The organism is Streptomyces sp. NPDC054887, from assembly GCF_053610585.1.
Map to the genome: position 1 here is coordinate 40,669 of NZ_JBSGYQ010000030.1, position 18,431 is coordinate 59,099.

Below are 18,431 nucleotides of genomic sequence, written 5' to 3' on the forward strand. Positions count from 1 at the left end.
GCGCTGCGACTCCTCTGGCATGATCGTGCCGTCCGCCACCACCAAGGATGCTTCGATGTCTTCAACGCTCCCGCGCAGCAGACCGGTTCGGATTCTGCTGGTCGAGGACCACGACATGGTGGCCGAGGCGATATGCCTGGCCCTCGAACGTTCACCGGGTCTGGAGATCGTGGGACGGTCGGCGACGGTGGCGTCCGCCCTGGACGACGCCGGCCGGTACGCACCGGACGTCGTCGTGCTGGACCGGCGGCTGCCCGACGGTGACGGTGTCGCCGCCATCCCCCGTCTGTCTGCGCTCGTGCCGCATGTGCGCGTCCTGGTCCTGGCGGGCGAGGGCGGCGCCTCGGTGGCGGCCCGCGTGGCGGAGGCGGGCGGCTCCGGGCTGATCCTCAAGGCCAGCGCCCTGAGCGAGCTGGAGGACGCCGTACGCCGTGTCGCTGCGGGCGAGGTGGTGTTCAGCAAGGACCTGATGGGCGACGTGCTGGGGCGGCTCACCGGCCGGACACCGGGCCCCGGCGCCAAGCTGACCCCACGGGAACGCGAGACGCTCGACCTGCTGGGGGAGGGCTTCACCACGGCGGAGATCAGCGGCCGGCTGGGGGTCGCCCTCAACACGGGACGCAACCATGTGCAGCGGGTGCTGGAGAAGCTGGGGGCGCGGTCCCAGCTGGAGGCAGTGACGATCGCACGCCGTGAGGGGCTTTTGAAGTGAGGCCCGAACCGCAACCGCAGGAGTACGCGCGCAAGCAGGCGGAGCCGTTGTCGGAGGCCGCCTTCACCCTGCTGGTCCAGGGGGTGCTGGACTACGGCATCTTCATGCTCGACCCGCAGGGCTACATCATCAGCTGGAACGCGGGGGCCGAGCGGATCAAGGGCTACAGCGCCGACGAGATCCTGGGCCGGCACTTCTCGGTCTTCTACCCGACCGAGGACAAGTCGGCGGGCAAGCCGCAGTGGGAACTGGAGACCGCCGTCGCCGACGGCCGGCTGGAGGACGAGGGCTGGCGCATCCGCAAGGACGGCTCCCGGTTCTGGGCGAACGTCGTCATCACCGCCCTGTGGGACGACCAGGGGCAACTGCGCGGGTTCGGCAAGGTCACCCGTGACATGTCCGAACGGCGGGCAGCGCAGCACGCCCTCAGCGAGCGCCGCCGCCTGTTCGACCACCTGGTCCAGGCACAGGAGACGGAACGCCGCCGCATCGCGTGGGACGTCCACGACGACACCCTCCAGGCCATGGTGGCCGTCGGCATGCGGCTCCAGTTGCTCGCGGAGCGGGTGCCGGAGTCGTGCGCCGGGGAACTGGAGCGGCTCGACCTGTCGGTGCGCGGGGCGATCAGCCGCCTGCGCAACCTGACGTTCCGCCTGCATCCGCCGGGCATCGACCGGCACGGCCTCGTCGAGGCGCTCTCCAACCACCTGGAGGAAGTGGTGGGCGCCTGGGGGCTCGGCTGGTCGTTCGACCACCGGCTGGACCGCGAGCCCACGCCCGAGACGGCCATCACGGTGTTCCGCATCGTGCAGGAGGCGCTGCTGAACGTGCGCAAGCACGCGCAGGCGAGCACGGTCGCGCTCCGCGTGGTGTCGGCCGACTCGGGCATCCTGACCCGGGTCGAGGACGACGGCACAGGGGCGCCGATGTCCACGGACGGCGTGCACGAGCACTTCGGCGTCATTGAGATGCGCGAGAGAGCCGAGACGGCGGGAGGCTGGTGGTCCATGCACAGCGAACGAGGGGCGGGGACGACGGTCGAGTTCTGGGTGCCGAACCCCGAACCGGTCCCGACGCCGAAGGGCGGTCCTTCGTGACCGCGACGGCGTCCGACGACACCGCGGGAGCGCCGTTGCGCGTGCTCCTGTGCGACGACAACGCGATGCTTCTCGACGCCCTGGGCGAGGTCGTCCAGGCGCAGCCCGACCTGGAGGTCGTGGGCACGGCGGTCAGCGCCGAGCCGGCGATCCGGCTGGCCCGCCGGCACGAACCGGACGTCGTCGTACTGGACGTCCGCTTCCCCGGGGGCGGCTGCCACGTCGCCCGGGAGATCGCGCGATGCTCACCGGGCAGCCGCGTCGTGGCGTTCTCCGCGTACGACGACAAGGGCTCCGTCGAGGAGATGCGTCGTGCGGGCGCCCGCGCCTACGTGCTCAAAGGCGTCACCAACCGGGAGTTCCTCGCGGCCCTGCGCCGGGTGGGCAGGGCCTCGGCGGAAGACTCCTGATCCCGGACGCCCGTACTGACGCGAACGCACCCGTACGAACGGGACTACGCCCGCGCGGGAGCGCCCTTGTCCCGGTCTTCGCCGCCGTCCCCGTTCTCCGTGGAGTCGACGACGTCGACGCTGCTGAGCGCGCCGTCCGTGGCCGCCGACCCGTCGGCGGACGGCGGCGCGGGGCTGAGGGCGGCGATGGCCGCTCCGACGGCGAGGGACGCGACGGCGAGCATGCTGCGCTTCTTCATGCCCTGCTCAACTGCCGGCCCGCCAGGACGTCACGACGACGGACCGTTCGAACGTACGTCGCCGTGCCGCCCGGGCCGTGCGCCGCAGGCGGGGGAGCGCCGCTCACGTCCGGGCCATGAGGCGCAGCATCGCCGTGTCGTACCGGGCCCGCAGCCCCACGTCCGCCGAGACCCGCAGCAGCGCGCCCAGCGCCCGTACCGTCCCCTCGTCGTAGCCGGACGACTCCGCCTCGCGCGCCGCGACCTCCAGGCGGCGGATGCCCTCGGATTCCCGGCCCGCCCCGAGCAGCGCCTCCCCGGCCACCGTGAGCAGCAGCACCCGCGACGCCGCCGACGCGTCGCAGCCGCCGTCCAGGGCGAGCGCGGCGACGGAGGTGTCGAGCGCCGACTGCCACTGCCGCGCCTCCAGCCGGTGCCGCGCCAGGTGGTACAGGGCGAGGCGCTCGGTGTGCGGGGAACCGGCCTCGCGCGCCAGCCGGGCGGCCCGCACGCACCCTTCGGCCGCCTCCTCGGGGGAGCCGAGCGACGCCTGGGCCAGCGAGAGGTTGACCAGCGCGGTCGCCTCGCCGCGCCGGTCACCGGCACGGGCGGCGAGCACCGGCGCGGCCTCCAGGTGCACCAGCGCCTCGTCGGTGCGGCCCTCCTCGGTCAGCACCCAGCCCAGCAGCGCCCGCACCCGCGACTCGGCCCGCTCGTCGGCCTCCGCCAGCGCCGCGTCGAGTGCCGTCCCCAGCAGCGGCGTCCAGTCGTCCAGGACGCGCCACACCACCTGCGGCCACTGCGCGAGGACGATGCGCCAGGTCCTTCCGTGCAGTCCGGCGGCGTCGGCGGCGGCCGCCGCGAGGGCCAGGTCGTCGCGTTCGGCCGCGTACCAGGCCATGGCGTCGTCCCGGTCCGCGAACGGCCGGACGGCGCTCGGCTGCCGGAAGTCGGCGGGAAGCTCGAAGCACGACTCGTCGCCGGGCTCGGCCGCGCCCGCCGCGGCGAGCGCGGTCGCCACACTGTGGTCGAGCACCCGGACGAGGGCCTCGGGCCCGGCCTCCAGGCCGCGCGCGTACAGCCGTACGAGATCGTGCAGGATCCAGCGGTCCGGCGCGGTCCTGGTGACGAGGTGCGCGGCGGTCAGCTTGTCCAGCGCGGCCTCGGCGGCGACCGGGTCCGTGCCCGCCAGGGCCGCCGCCGTGTACCGGTCGACGTGCGTGCCCGGGTGGCGCCCCAGGTGCGCGAAGTGCCGCGCGACCTCCTCGGGCAGCCGGCGCACGGTGAGCCTGAGGGCCGCCCGTACGCCGGTGTCCTCCACGTCCAGCAGGCTCAGGCGGCGGGACTCGTCGGACAGTTCGCCGCACATCGCGCTCAGCGACCAGTCGGGCTGGTCCGCCAGCCGGGCGGCGGCCACCCGCAGCGCCAGGGGGAGCCCCCCGCACAGCTGGGCCAGGCGCCGGGCGGCCACGGTCTCCGCCAGCACCCGCTCCTTGCCGAGCACGGCGGCCAGCAGCGCCGTGCCGTCCTCCGGTTCCAGTACGTCCACCGGTACCGGCCGGGCGGCGTCGGAGGCGATCAGGCCGCGCAGCCGGTACCGGCTGGTGACCACGGTGACGCACCGCGCACCGCCCGGCAGCAGTTCTCTGACCTGGTCGGAGCCGCGGGCGTTGTCGAGCACGACGAGCAGCTGGCGGTCGGCGGCGAGGGACCGGAACAGCGCGGCGGCCCCGGTCGTCGACTCGGGCACCCGGCGCGGCGCGATGCCGAGGGCCAGGAGGAACTCGCGCAGCACCTCGAGGTGGGACGGTTCGCCCGTGTCGCTGAAGCCGCGCAGGTCGGCGTAGAGCAGGCCACCGGCGAACGCGGCGCGGTTGCGGTGGGCCCAGTGCACCACGAGGGCCGTCTTCCCCACACCGGCGGGACCGGTGACCAGGCAGACGGGCGCTTCGCCGGCCGCGGCCCGGGACAGCGCGGTGAGTTCGGCGGCGCGTCCGTGGAACCCGCGCGGCATGCGCGGCAGCAGGTCGACCGTGTGCGCGGGCGCGGCGGCGGCCGGCCCGTGGACCACGGCGGGAGCGGAAGGCGGAGCCGCGGCCTCCTCCGCTTCGTCGTCCTCCCCGCGCAGCGCCACCGCGTAGGCGTCGGCGAGCTCCCGGCCCGGGTCGACGCCCAGCTCGTCCGCCAGCAGACGCCGGGTGCGGTGGAACCAGTCGAGCGCCTCCGAGCGGCGGCCCGCGCGCCGCAGCGCCCGCATGAGCGCGGCGGACAGTGATTCGCGCAGCGGATGGTTCCCGGCCTCGGCGCGCAGCACCGCGGCGGCGCGCGCGTGCTCGCCGAGCCGGGAGTACGCCGCCGCCAGCGACTCGACGGAGGCCAGCCGCAGTTCCTCCAGCGCGTGGGCGGCGGCCTGGAGCGGCGGGCTCGGATACGCGCCGGTCAGCGCGGGCCCCTGCCACAGCGACAGGGCCTCCTGGTACATCGCCGCGGCGTCGCCCGGGGCGCGCTGTCCCCGGGCCAGTGTCACCAGCTCTTCGAAGCGGTGGGCGTCCAGCAGCGTCTCCGGCATGCGCAGGACGTACGCCGTGCCCTGCGTGACCAGCTCGACGCCGTACATGCCGGCGTCCGCGCCGGAGAGCAGTACGCGCAGGCGCGACACATGGCCCTGGATGACGCTGCGGGCGCGCGGCGGCGGTTCGTGGTCCCACAGGGTGTCGGTCAACTGCTCGACCGGTACAGGGCAGTTGGGCCGCAGCAGGAGTGCGGCGAGGAGGCTGCGCCGCTTGGCGGGACCGAGGGGCAGTTCGCCGGCCTCGGTGGCGACGGAAACCGCTCCGAGCAGCCGGAACTCCACTGGCACAACTCCTTTTGGGCGAAGGAGCCAGGTTACCGGACAGTTTCGTCCCGCCGCCTGCCTGCCGCGGCACGCCGGCGCGAACTGCCCGGCCGCCATCCGGATATCGGACTGGCCGTCGGGGTAGGCCCGACCAGGGTGGAAGGGTCCATTCCACCGGGCTTCGGCCGCCCGCACTTCCCGCCGGCCACCGGCCGGCCGCCGTGAACGAACCTTCTGGAGCAAGCAGATGAAACACGAGACCTGTCCCGTCGTCATCGACCCGGCCGGCGCCGACATCCACGGAGAGGGAGCCCGGATACGGGAACGGGGGCCGGTGGCACCGGTGGAGCTCCCCGGCCGGGTCGGAGCGTGGGCGGTGAGCGACCACGCGTTACTCAAGGAGCTGCTCACCGACCCCCGCGTGTCCAAGGACCCCCGCCGGCACTGGCCCGCGTGGATCAACGGGGACATCACGTCGGACTGGCCGCTGTTCACCTGGGTCGCCGTGACCAACATGTTCACCGCGTACGGAAGCGACCACAGGCGCCTGCGGAAACTGGTCTCCACGGCGTTCACACCGCGCGCCACCGAGGCCCTGCGGCCCCGTGTCGAGCGCATCACCGCCGACCTCCTCGACCACCTGGCGGCCACCCCGCCGGGGCAGGCGGTGGACCTGCGTGAGGAGTACTGCTACCCGATCCCCATCCAGGTGATCTGCGAGCTGTTCGGCGTCGACGACGAAGGTACGCGCCAGGAACTGCGCCGCCTGGTGGACAGCATCTTCAACACCGCCATCACGCCCGAGGAGGCGGCGGCCACCTTCCAGGGCATGCACCGGGTGCTGTGCGACCTCGTCGCCCGCAAGCGCGAGACCCCGGGCGACGACATGACCAGCGTCCTGATCGCCGCCCGCGAGGAGGACGGCGAGCGGCTCACCGAGGCCGAACTGGTCGACACCCTGCTGCTGGTGATCAGCGCCGGGCACGAGACCACGGTCAACCTGCTGGACAACGCGATCCACGCCCTGCTGACCGACCCCGGGCAGCTCGAACTCGTCCGGACCGGCGGGGCCACCTGGAACGACGTGATCGAGGAGACGCTGCGCGTCCAGGCGCCGGTGGCGAGCCTGCCGCTGCGTTACGCGGTGGAGGACATCGAGGCCGGCGGCGTGACCATCGGACGGGGCGACGCGATCCTCGCCGCCTACGCCGCCGCCGGGCGCGACCCCGCCCACCACGGCGAGGACGCCGGCCGGTTCGACGTCACCCGGCCGAACAAGGAGCACCTCGCGTTCGGCCACGGCGTCCACTTCTGCCTGGGCGCGCCCCTGGCCCGGCTCGAAGCGCAGATCGCGCTTCCCGCGCTCTTCGAGCGGTTCCCCGCCCTGGCCCCCGCCGTGCCGCCGGAGGACCTGCTGCCGGTGGAGTCGTTCATCTCCAACGGCCACCGCAGCCTCCCCGCCCGCCTCACCGGCTGAGCCCGGCTCCCACGGCCCGCAGGAGGCCGAGCGCCCTCCCTCCCGCCCCCGACTGCCCGCACGCCGGGCGGCGGAGGGGGAGACAGGTGATTTGACCGATGCCCCCGCGCGGGGCGCACCGCGACAGTGACACCTCCCAGCGAACGGCGGTGTCCGCCGGGCGTACGGCCGGCCGCGGCCCTCGGCGACGAGTGCGGCGGCCGGACAGCCCGTCGGCCCCGTCACGACCGAGAGGACGACTCAGTCGTGCAGCAGAACCACATGGACAACAACGCCGGTGCGCACCTCGTGGCCCCGGCCCGCCGTCGGGGCGGCCGCGTGCGGTCGCTCGTGGCCGGCCTCGCGGCGCTCCTGGCCGTCGGCGGCCTCGGCACCGCCATGACCCCCACCGCCCAGGCGGCGGACAATCCGTACGAGCGCGGCCCGGCACCCACCACCGCGAGCATCGAAGCGGCCACCGGCCCCTACGCGGTCTCGCGGACCACCGTCTCCTCCCTGGCCGTCACCGGCTTCGGCGGCGGAACCGTCTACTACCCGACGTCCACCAGCGACGGCACCTTCGGCGCGATCGCCGTCTCGCCCGGCTTCACCGCCGACCAGTCGTCCATCGCCTGGCTCGGGCCGAGGCTCGCCTCGCAGGGCTTCGTCGTCTTCACCATCGACACCCTCACGCGGTACGACCAGCCCGACAGCCGGGGCCGCCAACTGCTGTCCGCCCTGGACTACCTGACTGAGCGCAGCACCGTGCGCGGCCGGATCGACAGCAGCAGACTCGGCGTGATGGGCCACTCCATGGGCGGCGGCGGCTCGCTGGAAGCGGCCAAGAGCCGGCCCTCCCTCCAGGCCGCCATCCCGTTGACCGGATGGAACACCGACAAGACGTGGCCGGAGCTGCGGACGCCGACGCTGGTCGTGGGAGCCGACGGTGACACCGTCGCGCCGGTCGGCTCGCACTCCGAGCCCTTCTACGAGAGCCTGCCGTCCACGCTCGACAAGGCGTACCTGGAACTCAACGGCGCGTCGCACTTCACGCCCAACACCTCCAACACCACCATTGCGAAATACAGCCTCTCCTGGCTCAAGCGGTTCATCGACAACGACACCCGCTACGAGCAGTTCCTGTGCCCGCTGCCCCGCCCGAGCCTGACCATCGAGGAGTACCGGGGCAACTGCCCGCACACCTCCTGACGTTCACCCGCACCGGTGCCGGTGCCGACCGCCTGCCCGCGGCCCGGCACCGGCACGCCGCTGTCCCCGGGGGTGTGCGCGGGCACAGACTTCACCCGCCGACACTGGGCGCGTGCCCAGTGTCGGCCTCGCAACTCATGGTCTTTGCAGGTCAGATGGGTGGCGCGGGCGGCCGTCCGGTACTGGACGCGAGGCTTCCGTAAGCGCTTACGCGGAAGTAACGTGACGGTGTGAGCGGAGGACGACCGTGAGCGCCGCCGTCCGGCTGTACGGCCGGCGCACCGAACTGGCAGCCGTGGCAGCCCTGTCCGACCGGGCGCGCTCGGGGCGCGGGGGCGCTGTGCTGCTCGCCGCCGAGCCGGGACTCGGCCGCACCGCGCTGCTGTGCCGCGCGGCGGCCGACTTCGAAGGACCGGTGCTGCACACCCGGGCCGTACCCGCCGAGAGCCGACTGCCCCACAGCGGGGCGCACGCGCTGCTGTGCGCCGCCGGCGACCGGCCGGACGACCCCGCGCCCTCCCGCATCCTGCGGTCCGGTCTGCCGCCGGGCGGCCTGCTGGAGGCGCTGCGCGCACGCGCCGACGGGCGGCCCCTGCTCGTCTGCGTCGACGACGCGCACCTGTGGGACGACCGGTCGCGGGCCGCCCTCGGCTTCGCAGCCCGCCGCCCCGAGGCCCTGCGCGGCGTCGGCCTGCTGCTGACCACGGCCGCGCACCGGGCGTACGACCCCGACTTCGCGGGACTGCCCGTCGTCCGCCTCGGCCCGCTCGCCGAACAGGCCGCGTCGCAGCTGCTGGACGAACTGGCGGGGGAGGGGACGGACCCGGCCGTACGGCAGGCGCTGCTGCACGAGTCGGAGGGCAACCCGGCCCTGCTGAAGGCACTGACCGGCCGTCTGTCACCGGCCCAGCTCTCCGGGCACGCGCCGCTGCCCCGGCCGCTCGCCGACGGCGAGACCCTGCTGCGCACGGCCGGTGACCGGCCGGCCGCGCTGGCACCGGACGCCGCGTTCGTCCTGCTGCTCGCCGCCGCCGCGCAGGAGCAGACGCCCGGGGCCGGGGGAGCGGACGCGGGGCTGGTGGCGCGCGCGGCCGGCGCCGCCGGCATCGGCGGGCGGGCGCTGGACGCCGACGCCTGGGCGGGAGTGGCGCGCGACGACGGCGACCTGATCCGCTTCGAGAGCCCGCTGCTGCGCCGCGCCGTCCACGCCGGCGCCCCGGCGGCCCGGCGGCGGGCCGCCCACCACCTGCTCGCGACCGCACTCGCCGGTGACCGGCGACCCCTGCCCCGCCTCCTGCACCGCGCCCTGGCCGCCGACGGCCCGGATCCGGGACTCGCCGCCGGCCTGGCGGCGGCCGCGGCCGACCCGAGGGTGCCGGGCCTCCAGCGCTCCTCGGCCCTGGCCGCAGCCGCCGAACTGGCCGCGGCGGACGACGGCGAGCGTTCCGCGCGCCTGACCGCAGCCGCCGAACTGGCCAGGCTGGCGGGCCACCCGCACCGGGCGCGGGAACTGCTGACCGCCGCCCGCACGGGCCGGGTCCACGACGCCGTACGCGGCCGGGCCGAACTTGTCTCCGGCCTCCTGACGACGGGCGACGGCCCCGCCGCCGACGCCCACGGGGCGCTGCTGGTGGCCGCCGGCCTGCTCGCCCCGTACGACGCACGGCACGCCGGCGCCGCCCGCCTCGCCGCCATGGACGCGGCCTGGGCCGCCGGTGACGCGGCGGGATGCCTGGCCGCGCTCGGCGCCGACGATCCGGCGCCGGCCGCGGCCCCGGCGCACCCCGCCGGGCAGACCGCGTGCCCGCACGCGGCGCCGGACGCCACCGGCGGCAGCGGAGGAGCCGACGAGGACTACCGGGCCGGCATGCTCGCCGCCCTGCGCGCACGCCCCGGCGACGCACGGGGCCCGCTGCGGCGGGTGGTGGAACGGGCCGCGGACGACGACGAACCCCAGCGGCTGCTGCGGGCCGGGGCCGCCGCGCTCGTCCTCGGCGACATCGCGGCGGCCTGCCGCGTCAACGCGCGGGGCCTGGCCCTCGGCCGGGCCCGGGACGTCGTCGCCCTCGTGCCCCGGCTCCTGGAGCACCTCGCGTACGCCGAGTTGAGGGCCGGAAGGCACGCCAGGGCCGGAGCGCACGCCCGCGAGGGGCTGCGCGCCGCCCACCGCGCCGGGCAGCGCAACGCCGCCGCCCATCTGCACGCGATCCTCGCCCTCGTCGCCTCGGTCGAGAGCGACGCCGCGACCGTCGCCGGACACGTGGGGGCCGCGATGGCGACCGCCGGCCCGCACGGCCTGGTCCAGGCCGCCACCCTGGCCGAATGGGCCTCGGCACGCGCCGACCTGGGACGCGGCCGGGCCGCCGACGCCGCCGCGCGGCTCGGCCCCCTGGTCGGGGCGGGACCCCGCCGGGGGCACTTCGCCCTGCGCATGCTGGCCGTCCCCTGCTTCGTCGAGGCCGCCGTGCTGGCCGGGCGGCCCTGCGAAGCGCGCGACGTGGTCGAGGAGTTCGCCGCCTGGGCCGCCCACGGCGGCGATCCGCAGGCACCCGCGCTGCTCGCCCGCTGCCGGGCGCTGCTTGCGGACCCCGACGGGGCCGACGCCCTGTACGCCCACGCGCTGGCCCTGCACGAAATGGCCGACGGCGACTTCGAGTGGGCCCGCACCCAGTTGCTGTACGGGAAGTGGCTGCGGCGCCGGCGCCGTCCCAGTGAGGCGAGGGGGCGGCTGAGGGACGCCCTGGTGGCCTTCGAACGTTCCGAGGCCCTCGCCTGGGTGGACCAGACGCGCGCGGAGCTGCGGGCCACCGGGGACACGGCCGGCGGCGAACCGGCCGGGGCACTGTCCTGCCTGACGCCGCAGCAGCTGCGGATCGCGCACTGCGTGGCGGAGGGGGCGACCAACCGCGAGGTGGCGCAGCGCCTGTCCGTGAGCCACCGCACCGTGGACCACCACCTGCGCAACGTCTTCGCGCAGCTGGGCGTGCGCTCCCGGCTGGAACTGTCCCGGCTGGTGGACCGGGCCGGGGCCGGGAAGGCGCAGTCCTAGGGACGGCGGTGTGCGGCGCGTATCGGTTCAACTCCGATATGGCTTCCGGCCCGCAACGCGGCCCGCCGCGATTACCACGTAGTGATCATGGAAGCAACCCCTCCATATGCCGGTGTGGCTGGTTATGATCTGCATCCCCCACGTCTCACCCCGTCGTTCCGGCCTCCCCGTGTTCCGCTCCCCTCCCCGCGCCGGACCGGCCGCCCGGTCTGCCCGCTTCCCCCTCCGTCCCCGAGGACCGATGTCTCCCACCGAACCCGAAGACGCATCCGGTATACCGCCCGCGCCGCCCGAGTCCGGCGCGCCGCGGAGCCGTCGCCGGCGTACCGTCCGGCTGCGCACCCTGCTCATCTGCCTGGCGGTCGTCCCCACCGTCGCGATGGGCGCCCAGGTCGCCGTGACGGCCGAACGGCTGCTGGACCAGTCGCGGCACCTGCGCGGCGATGTGGCGGCCGGTGAGCGCATCGGCGCACCCGCGTACGCGCTCATGGTCGGGCTCCAGGACGAGCGGACGCTGACGGCCGCGCGGTGGGCGGGCTCCGAAGTGTCCGGAAAAGACCTGCGCGCCCGTCGCGCGGCGACGGACCGGGCCGCCGAGGCGTTCCGCAGGGCGACGAACACCGGTCCCGGAACCTCCGGAGAGCGGGACCACCATCTCGCCGGGGTGAGCGACAGCCTCGAGGACCTGGACGCGCACCGCGAGCGCGCGGACGCCCGCAGCGGCGGCGCCGACCGCACGATCGGCTACTACACCGACGTGATCGGCCGGACGATCGACGTGTACCAGCGGGAGTTCAGCCACACCGAGGACGCCGAGCTCACCCAGGAGAGCCGACTGGTCGCCACCATGTTCGCCGCGTCGGAGCTGGTAGCGCTGGAGGAGACGATCCTCGCGTCGGCCGGTCCGGCCGGTGAACTGACGGCCTCGCGGTTCGCCGCGTACGTCAACGCCGTCGGCGCCCACCGGTACCTGTACGACTCGTCGATCGTCCCTTATCTGCCCGCCGCCGACCGCGCGGCGTACGAGGAGATCACCGGCTCCGGCGCGTGGCAGGCGAAGACCCGGGTCGAGAACGCCGTGGTGTCCGACCACGAGGACATCGCGTCCGGCGTGAAGCTGCCGCTTCAGGCCGCCGGCTGGCGGACCGCGCACGACACCCTGGGCGATCGGCTGGCCTCGCTCAACTCCGCCCGCTCGCGCGGCGTGCTGGCGCGCGCCGACGCCAAGGCGGCCGAGCTGGAGACCGAGGTCGCCCGACTGGTCGGTGGCAGCGCGGGGGCGCTGCTGATCGTCGCGGGCGTCGTCGTGTTCACCACGCGCTCGGTCCTGCGCCGCCTGCGCGGCCTGCACGAACGCACGGTGGCGGTCGCCGAGGAGACGCTGCCGGACGTCGTGGCACGGCTCCAGCGCGGCCAGCCCGTCGACGCCGACGCACTGCCCCGACCCACCGGCGCCCAGGACGAAGTGGGACGCATCGGCGACGCGTTCGCCCGTGTGGTCGCCGTGTCCGTGGACGGGCACCGCCGGCTCTCGGACGAGCGCCACGGCTTCGGCATGTTCGCCGCGGGCATCGCCTCGCGCACCGGGAACCTGGTCAGCCGCCAGCTGAGCCTGACCGAGGACCTCCAGGACACGTTCGGCCACGACGAGGCGCTGCTGGCCCAGTTGATGCGCTCCGACCAGTTGACGGTGGGTATGCGACGGCAGATCGAGAACCTGCTCATCCTGGCCGGCGGCGAGATCCCCGACCCGCACACCGAGCCCATGCGCGTCGCCGACCTGCTGCGCGAGGCCGCCGCCGAGGTGGAGGACTTCCGGCGCATCGAACGCCAGGCCCTGGACGAGATCAGCGTGGAACCCCGCGTGATCAGCCAGATCAGCCACCTCCTTGCGGAACTGCTGGACAACGCGACCCGGTTCTCCCCGCCGAGGTCCAAGGTGGTCATCCGGGCCGAACTGGTCGCCGACGGCCTGTCGGTCGAGATCGAGGACCGGGGCCCCCGGGTGACGCCCGCCAGCTACGAGGAGATGAACCGGCGCCTGCACTCGGCGCCGCCGTACGCCGTCCTGGCGCAGAACGCGCACCGGCTCGGCCTCTTCGTCGTCGGCCACCTCGCGGACCAGCTCCCGGCCACGGTCACGCTGCGCCGCTCGGTCTACGGCGGCACGTCGGCGGTCGTGATCATCCCCGGTGAGCTGCTCGTACCGACGGAGCGGGAACCGGCGCGCGAGACGGCGCCGCCCGCCGGCGCGGCGGCCGTTCCCGCCCCGGCTGCCGAGCCGCCCGCCCCTGACACCGAGCCGCCCGCCGCGTCCGCCCGCGCCGCCGGTCAGGGGCCCCGGGCCCTGCCGGAGAGAAGGCCCGAGCTGCCGAACCGGCAGCGGCCCGAGCGCGCGCCGGGGACCGCCCCCGAACGCGCGCCCGTCACCCCGCTCCTGGCGCAGGCCGACGGCTCCCGCCCCGCCCTGCCCGAGCGCGTACCCCACACCCACATCGCCGAGCAGCTCCGTGAGCCGCACACGGCACAGGCACCGGCCGGACAGGACACGGCGACACCCGAAGAGGTGGCCGACGCCTGGGCCGACTACGAACAAGGGACCCGGAAAGTGGAAGCAGAGCTCGGACAGGATCAGGCATGACCACCACACCGAACGACATGATCTACAGCATCCTCGACAACAACCTGAGCAGGATCGCGGGCATCGAGGGGGCCGTACTCCTGTCCAACGACGGGATCAGGCTCAGCGCCTACCTCCTGGAACGCGACCGGGCGGAGCGCATCGCCGCCGCCGCCTCGGGCATCGCGGCCACGATGAAGGCGATATCCCGCGAGATCGGCGGCGGCGGGGTGATCCGCCAGCTCGTCGAGATGGACGACCGCTACCTGTGCATCGTGGGCTGCGGCGAGGGCAGCACGCTGATCGTGGTGACCTCCCGCAAGGCGCGGCTGGGCGAGCTGGGCGGCGAGGCGGTACGCACCGCACAGGCCCTCGGTGAATGGCTGGGCACACCCGAGCGCACCCAGGCACTGCCGTCGTAATGCCGGACGACCCACAGCCGCGCGGCCCTCGCCGGACGCGGCTGTACGCCCTGACCGACGGCCGTACAGCCGCTCCGCGCACCGCCCTGACCATGGACACGATGATCACGGCGGCCGTGGCCGGGGACGCGCTCGGCGGCCTGCCCACCGAATGGCAGGCCATCCTCACCATGTGCCCGTCCCCCGACGGCCGGGCCGTCGCCGAGATCGCGGCCCGGATGCACATGCGCCTCACCCCCATGACGGTCCTGCTCGGGGAACTGGTGGAGCGCGGTCTGATCCACCACCGGCCGCCCCTGGCGGGCGCCGAGACCAGCAACGTCCACCTGCTCATGAGAATCAGGGACAGCCTTGCCCACCTATGACACCCCTGCCCGGGAAGCGGCCGCGACCGAGCCGGCCCCCGTCAAGATCCTCGTCGCGGGCGGCTTCGGCGTGGGGAAGACGACGCTCGTCGAGACGGTCTCCGAGATCGAACCGCTGCGTACGGAGGAGCGCCTCACGGCCGCGGGCGTCGGCGTCGACGACCTCGACGGCATCGAGTCCAAGACGGTCACCACCGTGGCGATGGACTTCGGGCGCATCACCCTCACCGACGCCGGCGTCGTCCTCTACCTCTTCGGCACCCCGGGTCAGGAACGTTTCTGGTTCATGTGGGACGACCTGCTGAACGGGGCGTTCGGTGCCGTCGTCCTGGTCGACACCCGGCGTCTGGACCGCAGCTTCCCCGCCGTCGACTTCTTCGAGAGCCGGGGGCTGCCTTTCGTGGTCGGCGCGAACTGTTTCCACGGCGAGCAGCCGTACACCGCCGACGAGATCAGGGCGGCGCTGCACCTGCGCGACCCGGACACGCCCGTCCTCATGCTCGACGCCCGCTCCCGCGACGACGTCCGCGACGCGCTGCTCTCGCTCCTCGACCTGCTCATCGCCAAGGCGCGGGAGGCCGCGGCGCTCTAGAGCGCCGATCGGCGGCTCCGTTCCTCCGGCCGCGCGGGCCTCCCTTCCCGCTTGGCCCTCCCGGCGTGCGTCCGGCCCGGGACGGACGGACGATGAAGCCGATGAGCGGAGTAGCTGTGACCAAGGGAAACACGGCGCCGGGCACGGACGATGCCCTCGTCGTACTGAAGAACGTCAACAAGCACTTCGGCGCGTTGCACGTGCTCCAGGACATCGACCTGACCATCCGCCGCGGCGAGGTCGTCGTCGTCATCGGGCCGTCCGGGTCGGGCAAGTCCACCCTGTGCCGTGCCATCAACCGGCTGGAGGCCATCGACTCCGGCGAGATCGCCGTCGACGGCAAACCGCTGCCGGCCGAGGGACGCGAGCTCGCCGCGCTGCGGGCCGACGTGGGCATGGTCTTCCAGTCGTTCAACCTCTTCGCCCACAAGACGGTGCTCCAGAACGTGACGCTGGGGCAGATCAAGGTGCGCAAGAAGGACAAGAAGGAAGCCGAGGACCGGGCGCGCGCGCTCCTCGAACGGGTGGGTGTCACCACCCAGGCGGACAAGTACCCCGCCCAGCTCTCCGGCGGCCAGCAGCAGCGGGTGGCGATCGCGCGGGCGCTGGCCATGGAACCGAAGGTCATGCTCTTCGACGAGCCGACCTCGGCCCTCGACCCCGAGATGATCAACGAGGTGCTGGAGGTGATGCAGCAGCTCGCCCGCGACGGCATGACGATGGTCGTCGTCACCCACGAGATGGGCTTCGCCCGGTCGGCCGCCAACCGTGTGGTCTTCATGGCGGACGGCCGGATCGTCGAGGAGACGACCCCCGACCAGTTCTTCACCAACCCCCGCAGCGACCGGGCCAAGGACTTCCTGTCGAAGATCCTTCACCACTGAGGCCGCCCCACGGGATCCCACGAACTCCCCCCACACCGAATCCCCAGGGATGATCACCATGAAGATGCTCAAGGTCACTGCCGCGGCCGCCACGGCGCTCGCGCTGTCCCTGACCGCCGCGGGCTGCGGTTCCGACGACGGCGACGAGAGCGGCTCGGGCAGCGGCGGCGACAAGATCACCGTCGGCATCAAGTACGACCAGCCGGGTCTCGGCCTGAAGACCCCGGACGGCAAGTACACCGGCTTCGACGTCGACGTCGCGACCTACGTCGCGAAGGAACTGGGCCACGAGCCCGGCGACATCGAGTGGAAGGAAGCCAAGAGCGCCGACCGCGAGACGCTCCTGGAGCGCGGCGACGTCGACTTCATCGCGGCCACCTACTCGATCAACGAGGAGCGGCAGAAGAAGGTCGACTTCGCCGGTCCCTACCTCCTGGCCCACCAGGACGTCCTCGTACGCGCCGACGACGACTCCATCAAGAAGCCCGAGGACCTGAACAACAAGAAGCTCTGCTCGGTCACCGGGTCCACCTCCGCGCAGAACGTCAAGACCAAGCTCGCGCCGAAGGCGCAGCTCCAGGAGTACGGCGGCTACTCGGAGTGCCTGACCGGCCTGGAGAACAAGGTCATCGACGCCCTGACCACCGACGACTCGATCCTCGCCGGTTACGCCGCCCAGCCGGAGCACCAGGGCAAGTTCAAGCTCGGCGGCTTCAAGATGAGCAACGAGAACTACGGCATCGGTGTCCAGAAGGGCAGCGACCTCAAGGACCGGATCAACACCGCGCTCGAAAAGATGGTGTCGGACGGCACCTGGCAGAAGTACGTGGAGAAGAACTTCGGCCCCGCCGACTACAAGAACGAGCCCGCCCCGAAGATCGGGAACGTCGTCAGCTGACGCGTTGCACCGACCGGACCGCCCGGCGCGCCGCACTCTCGCGGCGCGCCGTGCCCTCACCCACGCGAAAGTGCGGGAGACGTGTTCGACTTTCTCGAAGGCTACGACCTGCTGGGAGCTTTCTGGGTCACGGTGCAGCTCGCCGTCTATTCGGCCGTCGGCTCCCTGATCTGGGGAACGCTCCTGGCCGCGATGCGGGCGAGCCCCGTGCCCCTGATGCGCGGCTTCGGCACCGGCTACGTCAACGTGGTGCGGAACATCCCGCTGACGGTGATCATCGTCTTCACCTCGCTGGGGCTCTTCCAGACGCTCGGAGTCAGCCTCGGCGCCGACGACTTCGAGACCATCAACTTCAGACTCGCCGTGCTGGGCCTGATCGCCTACACCTCCGCCTTCGTGTGCGAGGCGCTGCGATCCGGCATCAACACGGTGCCGGTCGGCCAGTCCGAGGCGGCGCGCGCCATCGGCCTGAGCTTCCCGCAGGTCCTGACGCTCATCGTCCTCCCGCAGGCGTTCCGTTCCGTCGTGGGCCCGCTCACGAACGTCCTGATCGCCCTGACGAAGAACACCACGGTGGCAGCCGCGATCGGCGTCGCCGAGGCCGCGACCCTGATGCGGGAGATGATCGAGAACGAGGCGCAGCTCATCCTCATCTCGGCCATCTTCGCGTTCGGGTTCATCTGCCTCACCCTGCCGACCGGACTCTTCCTCGGCTGGGTGAGCAAGAAGGTGGCGGTGAGGCGATGACGTCCGTCCTGTACGACCTCCCCGGGCCCCGCGCCAGGCGGCGCAACGCCCTGTTCACCGTCGTCTTCCTGCTGGCGCTCGCGGTGCTTGTCTGGTGGGTGGTGCGGGCGCTCCTGGACAAGAATCAGCTCGAATGGATCAAGTGGGAGCCGTTCTTCACCGACGGCCGGGCCTGGACGACGTACATCCTGCCGGGGCTGAAGAACACCCTGATCGCCTCCGCCCTCGCCATGGTCATCGCGCTGCCCCTGGGAGCGCTCTTCGGCATCGCCCGGCTCTCCGAGCACTGGTGGGTGCGCGGCGCGGCCGGCACGGTCGTGGAGTTCTTCCGCGCCATCCCGGTGCTGATCCTGATGCTCTTCGCCAACGAGGCGTACTCCGAGTTCACCGACGTCAGCCCCGACAACCGGCCCCTGTACGCCGTCGTCACCGGCCTGGTCCTCTACAACGCCTCGGTGCTCGCCGAGGTGGTGCGGGCCGGAATCCTCTCGCTGCCGGCCGGGCAGACCGACGCCGCCAAGGCGGTCGGCATGCGCAAGGGCCAGATGATGCGGTTCGTCCTGCTGCCCCAGTCGGTCACCGCGATGCTCCCCGCGCTCGTCAGCCAGCTCGTCGTCATCGTCAAGGACACCGCGCTCGGCGGCGCGCTGCTCGGCTTCTCCGAGCTGCTGGCGTCGGTCCGTCCCATGAGCGCGAACTACGGCGCGAACACCATCGCCAGCTTCACCGTCGTCGCCGTCATCTTCGTCCTCCTCAACTTCGCGCTCACCACCTTCGCCGCCTGGCTCGAAGGCCGGCTGCGGCGTGGCAGGAAGTCCACGGGCGCGGTGGTCGGGGCCGACGCGGTCGCGGACCTCGCGACACCGGGCGAGCACATCGCCCCGCACGGACCCGATCGTCCGAAAAGCTGAGCGAA

At 73.3% G+C, this 18,431-nt stretch carries 16 protein-coding genes; 14 read left to right on the forward strand and 2 right to left on the reverse strand.

What is annotated here, in order from left to right; translation table 11 throughout:
- Positions 1-55 precede the first annotated feature (55 nt).
- Genes ACWGH0_RS18550 through ACWGH0_RS18560 form a run of 3 tightly spaced genes read left to right on the forward strand, consistent with a single transcriptional unit; the run spans position 56 to position 2,219 of the window.
- Positions 56-712, forward strand: a complete 657-nt coding sequence (locus ACWGH0_RS18550; RefSeq protein WP_453405230.1) for a response regulator transcription factor — start codon at positions 56-58, stop codon at positions 710-712.
- Complete coding sequence (locus tag ACWGH0_RS18555) at positions 709-1,809, forward strand: PAS domain-containing sensor histidine kinase (RefSeq protein WP_453405231.1); 1,101 nt, start codon at positions 709-711, stop codon at positions 1,807-1,809. The genes ACWGH0_RS18550 and ACWGH0_RS18555 overlap by 4 nt, the downstream gene beginning before the upstream one ends.
- A complete protein-coding gene (locus tag ACWGH0_RS18560) occupies positions 1,806-2,219 on the forward strand; it encodes a response regulator (RefSeq protein WP_453405232.1) in 414 nt (137 codons plus the stop codon). Before ACWGH0_RS18555 ends, ACWGH0_RS18560 begins: the two co-directional genes overlap by 4 nt.
- Before the next feature lie 44 nt (positions 2,220-2,263).
- Here the strand turns inward: ACWGH0_RS18560 and ACWGH0_RS18565 are convergent, their stop codons facing one another.
- A complete protein-coding gene (locus ACWGH0_RS18565; RefSeq protein ID WP_453405233.1) occupies positions 2,264-2,458 on the reverse strand; it encodes a hypothetical protein in 195 nt (64 codons plus the stop codon).
- 103 nt (positions 2,459-2,561) lie between these two features.
- Positions 2,562-5,291, reverse strand: a complete 2,730-nt coding sequence (locus ACWGH0_RS18570; protein ID WP_453405234.1) for a BTAD domain-containing putative transcriptional regulator — start codon at positions 5,289-5,291, stop codon at positions 2,562-2,564.
- A 229-nt stretch (positions 5,292-5,520) separates the two neighbouring features.
- Between ACWGH0_RS18570 and ACWGH0_RS18575 the strand changes: the two genes are divergently transcribed.
- The 11 genes from ACWGH0_RS18575 to ACWGH0_RS18625 all read left to right on the forward strand — a co-directional run bounded on the left by ACWGH0_RS18575 (position 5,521) and on the right by ACWGH0_RS18625 (position 18,426).
- Entirely contained in the window at positions 5,521-6,750 is a 1,230-nt protein-coding gene (locus ACWGH0_RS18575) for a cytochrome P450 family protein (protein WP_453405235.1), read from the forward strand.
- A 261-nt stretch (positions 6,751-7,011) separates the two neighbouring features.
- Positions 7,012-7,938 (forward strand): bis(hydroxyethyl) terephthalate hydrolase, encoded by a 927-nt coding sequence (gene bdeA, locus ACWGH0_RS18580; RefSeq protein WP_453405272.1) that lies wholly within the window; start codon positions 7,012-7,014, stop codon positions 7,936-7,938.
- Between the two features lie 247 nt (positions 7,939-8,185).
- On the forward strand, positions 8,186-10,987 hold the full coding sequence (locus ACWGH0_RS18585; protein ID WP_453405236.1) for a LuxR C-terminal-related transcriptional regulator: 2,802 nt from the start codon (positions 8,186-8,188) through the stop codon (positions 10,985-10,987).
- A gap of 241 nt (positions 10,988-11,228) precedes the next feature.
- Entirely contained in the window at positions 11,229-13,628 is a 2,400-nt protein-coding gene (locus ACWGH0_RS18590; RefSeq protein WP_453405237.1) for a sensor histidine kinase, read from the forward strand.
- Positions 13,625-14,029 (forward strand): roadblock/LC7 domain-containing protein, encoded by a 405-nt coding sequence (locus ACWGH0_RS18595; RefSeq protein ID WP_453405238.1) that lies wholly within the window; start codon positions 13,625-13,627, stop codon positions 14,027-14,029. Before ACWGH0_RS18590 ends, ACWGH0_RS18595 begins: the two co-directional genes overlap by 4 nt.
- Positions 14,029-14,394 carry a DUF742 domain-containing protein gene (locus ACWGH0_RS18600; protein ID WP_453405239.1) on the forward strand — a complete coding sequence of 122 codons (366 nt, stop codon included), beginning with the start codon at positions 14,029-14,031 and terminating at the stop codon, positions 14,392-14,394. The genes ACWGH0_RS18595 and ACWGH0_RS18600 overlap by 1 nt, the downstream gene beginning before the upstream one ends.
- The gene (locus ACWGH0_RS18605) at positions 14,381-14,986 is read left to right on the forward strand and encodes a GTP-binding protein (protein WP_453405240.1); all 606 of its coding nucleotides are present in this window, start codon (positions 14,381-14,383) and stop codon (positions 14,984-14,986) included. Before ACWGH0_RS18600 ends, ACWGH0_RS18605 begins: the two co-directional genes overlap by 14 nt.
- A 101-nt stretch (positions 14,987-15,087) precedes the next feature.
- Entirely contained in the window at positions 15,088-15,870 is a 783-nt protein-coding gene (locus tag ACWGH0_RS18610) for an amino acid ABC transporter ATP-binding protein (RefSeq protein WP_453405241.1), read from the forward strand.
- A 58-nt stretch (positions 15,871-15,928) separates the two neighbouring features.
- Positions 15,929-16,768 (forward strand): glutamate ABC transporter substrate-binding protein, encoded by an 840-nt coding sequence (locus ACWGH0_RS18615; protein WP_453405242.1) that lies wholly within the window; start codon positions 15,929-15,931, stop codon positions 16,766-16,768.
- An 81-nt stretch (positions 16,769-16,849) separates the two neighbouring features.
- On the forward strand, positions 16,850-17,515 hold the full coding sequence (locus ACWGH0_RS18620; RefSeq protein ID WP_453405243.1) for an amino acid ABC transporter permease: 666 nt from the start codon (positions 16,850-16,852) through the stop codon (positions 17,513-17,515).
- Entirely contained in the window at positions 17,512-18,426 is a 915-nt protein-coding gene (locus ACWGH0_RS18625; protein ID WP_453405244.1) for an amino acid ABC transporter permease, read from the forward strand. Before ACWGH0_RS18620 ends, ACWGH0_RS18625 begins: the two co-directional genes overlap by 4 nt.
- Positions 18,427-18,431: the final 5 nt, after the last annotated feature.

What these genes read in the sequence shown, in the direction of transcription:
- ACWGH0_RS18550 (WP_453405230.1), top strand. Translation starts at nt 56, where the DNA reads ATGTCTTCAACGCTCCCGCGCAGCAGACCGGTTCGGATTCTGCTGGTC.
- ACWGH0_RS18565 (WP_453405233.1), bottom strand. Translation starts at nt 2,458, where the DNA reads ATGAAGAAGCGCAGCATGCTCGCCGTCGCGTCCCTCGCCGTCGGAGCG.
- ACWGH0_RS18575 (WP_453405235.1), top strand. Translation starts at nt 5,521, where the DNA reads ATGAAACACGAGACCTGTCCCGTCGTCATCGACCCGGCCGGCGCCGAC.
- bdeA (WP_453405272.1), top strand. Translation starts at nt 7,012, where the DNA reads ATGGACAACAACGCCGGTGCGCACCTCGTGGCCCCGGCCCGCCGTCGG.
- ACWGH0_RS18590 (WP_453405237.1), top strand. Translation starts at nt 11,229, where the DNA reads ATGTCTCCCACCGAACCCGAAGACGCATCCGGTATACCGCCCGCGCCG.
- ACWGH0_RS18595 (WP_453405238.1), top strand. Translation starts at nt 13,625, where the DNA reads ATGACCACCACACCGAACGACATGATCTACAGCATCCTCGACAACAAC.
- ACWGH0_RS18600 (WP_453405239.1), top strand. Translation starts at nt 14,029, where the DNA reads ATGCCGGACGACCCACAGCCGCGCGGCCCTCGCCGGACGCGGCTGTAC.
- ACWGH0_RS18610 (WP_453405241.1), top strand. Translation starts at nt 15,088, where the DNA reads ATGAGCGGAGTAGCTGTGACCAAGGGAAACACGGCGCCGGGCACGGAC.
- ACWGH0_RS18615 (WP_453405242.1), top strand. Translation starts at nt 15,929, where the DNA reads ATGAAGATGCTCAAGGTCACTGCCGCGGCCGCCACGGCGCTCGCGCTG.
- ACWGH0_RS18625 (WP_453405244.1), top strand. Translation starts at nt 17,512, where the DNA reads ATGACGTCCGTCCTGTACGACCTCCCCGGGCCCCGCGCCAGGCGGCGC.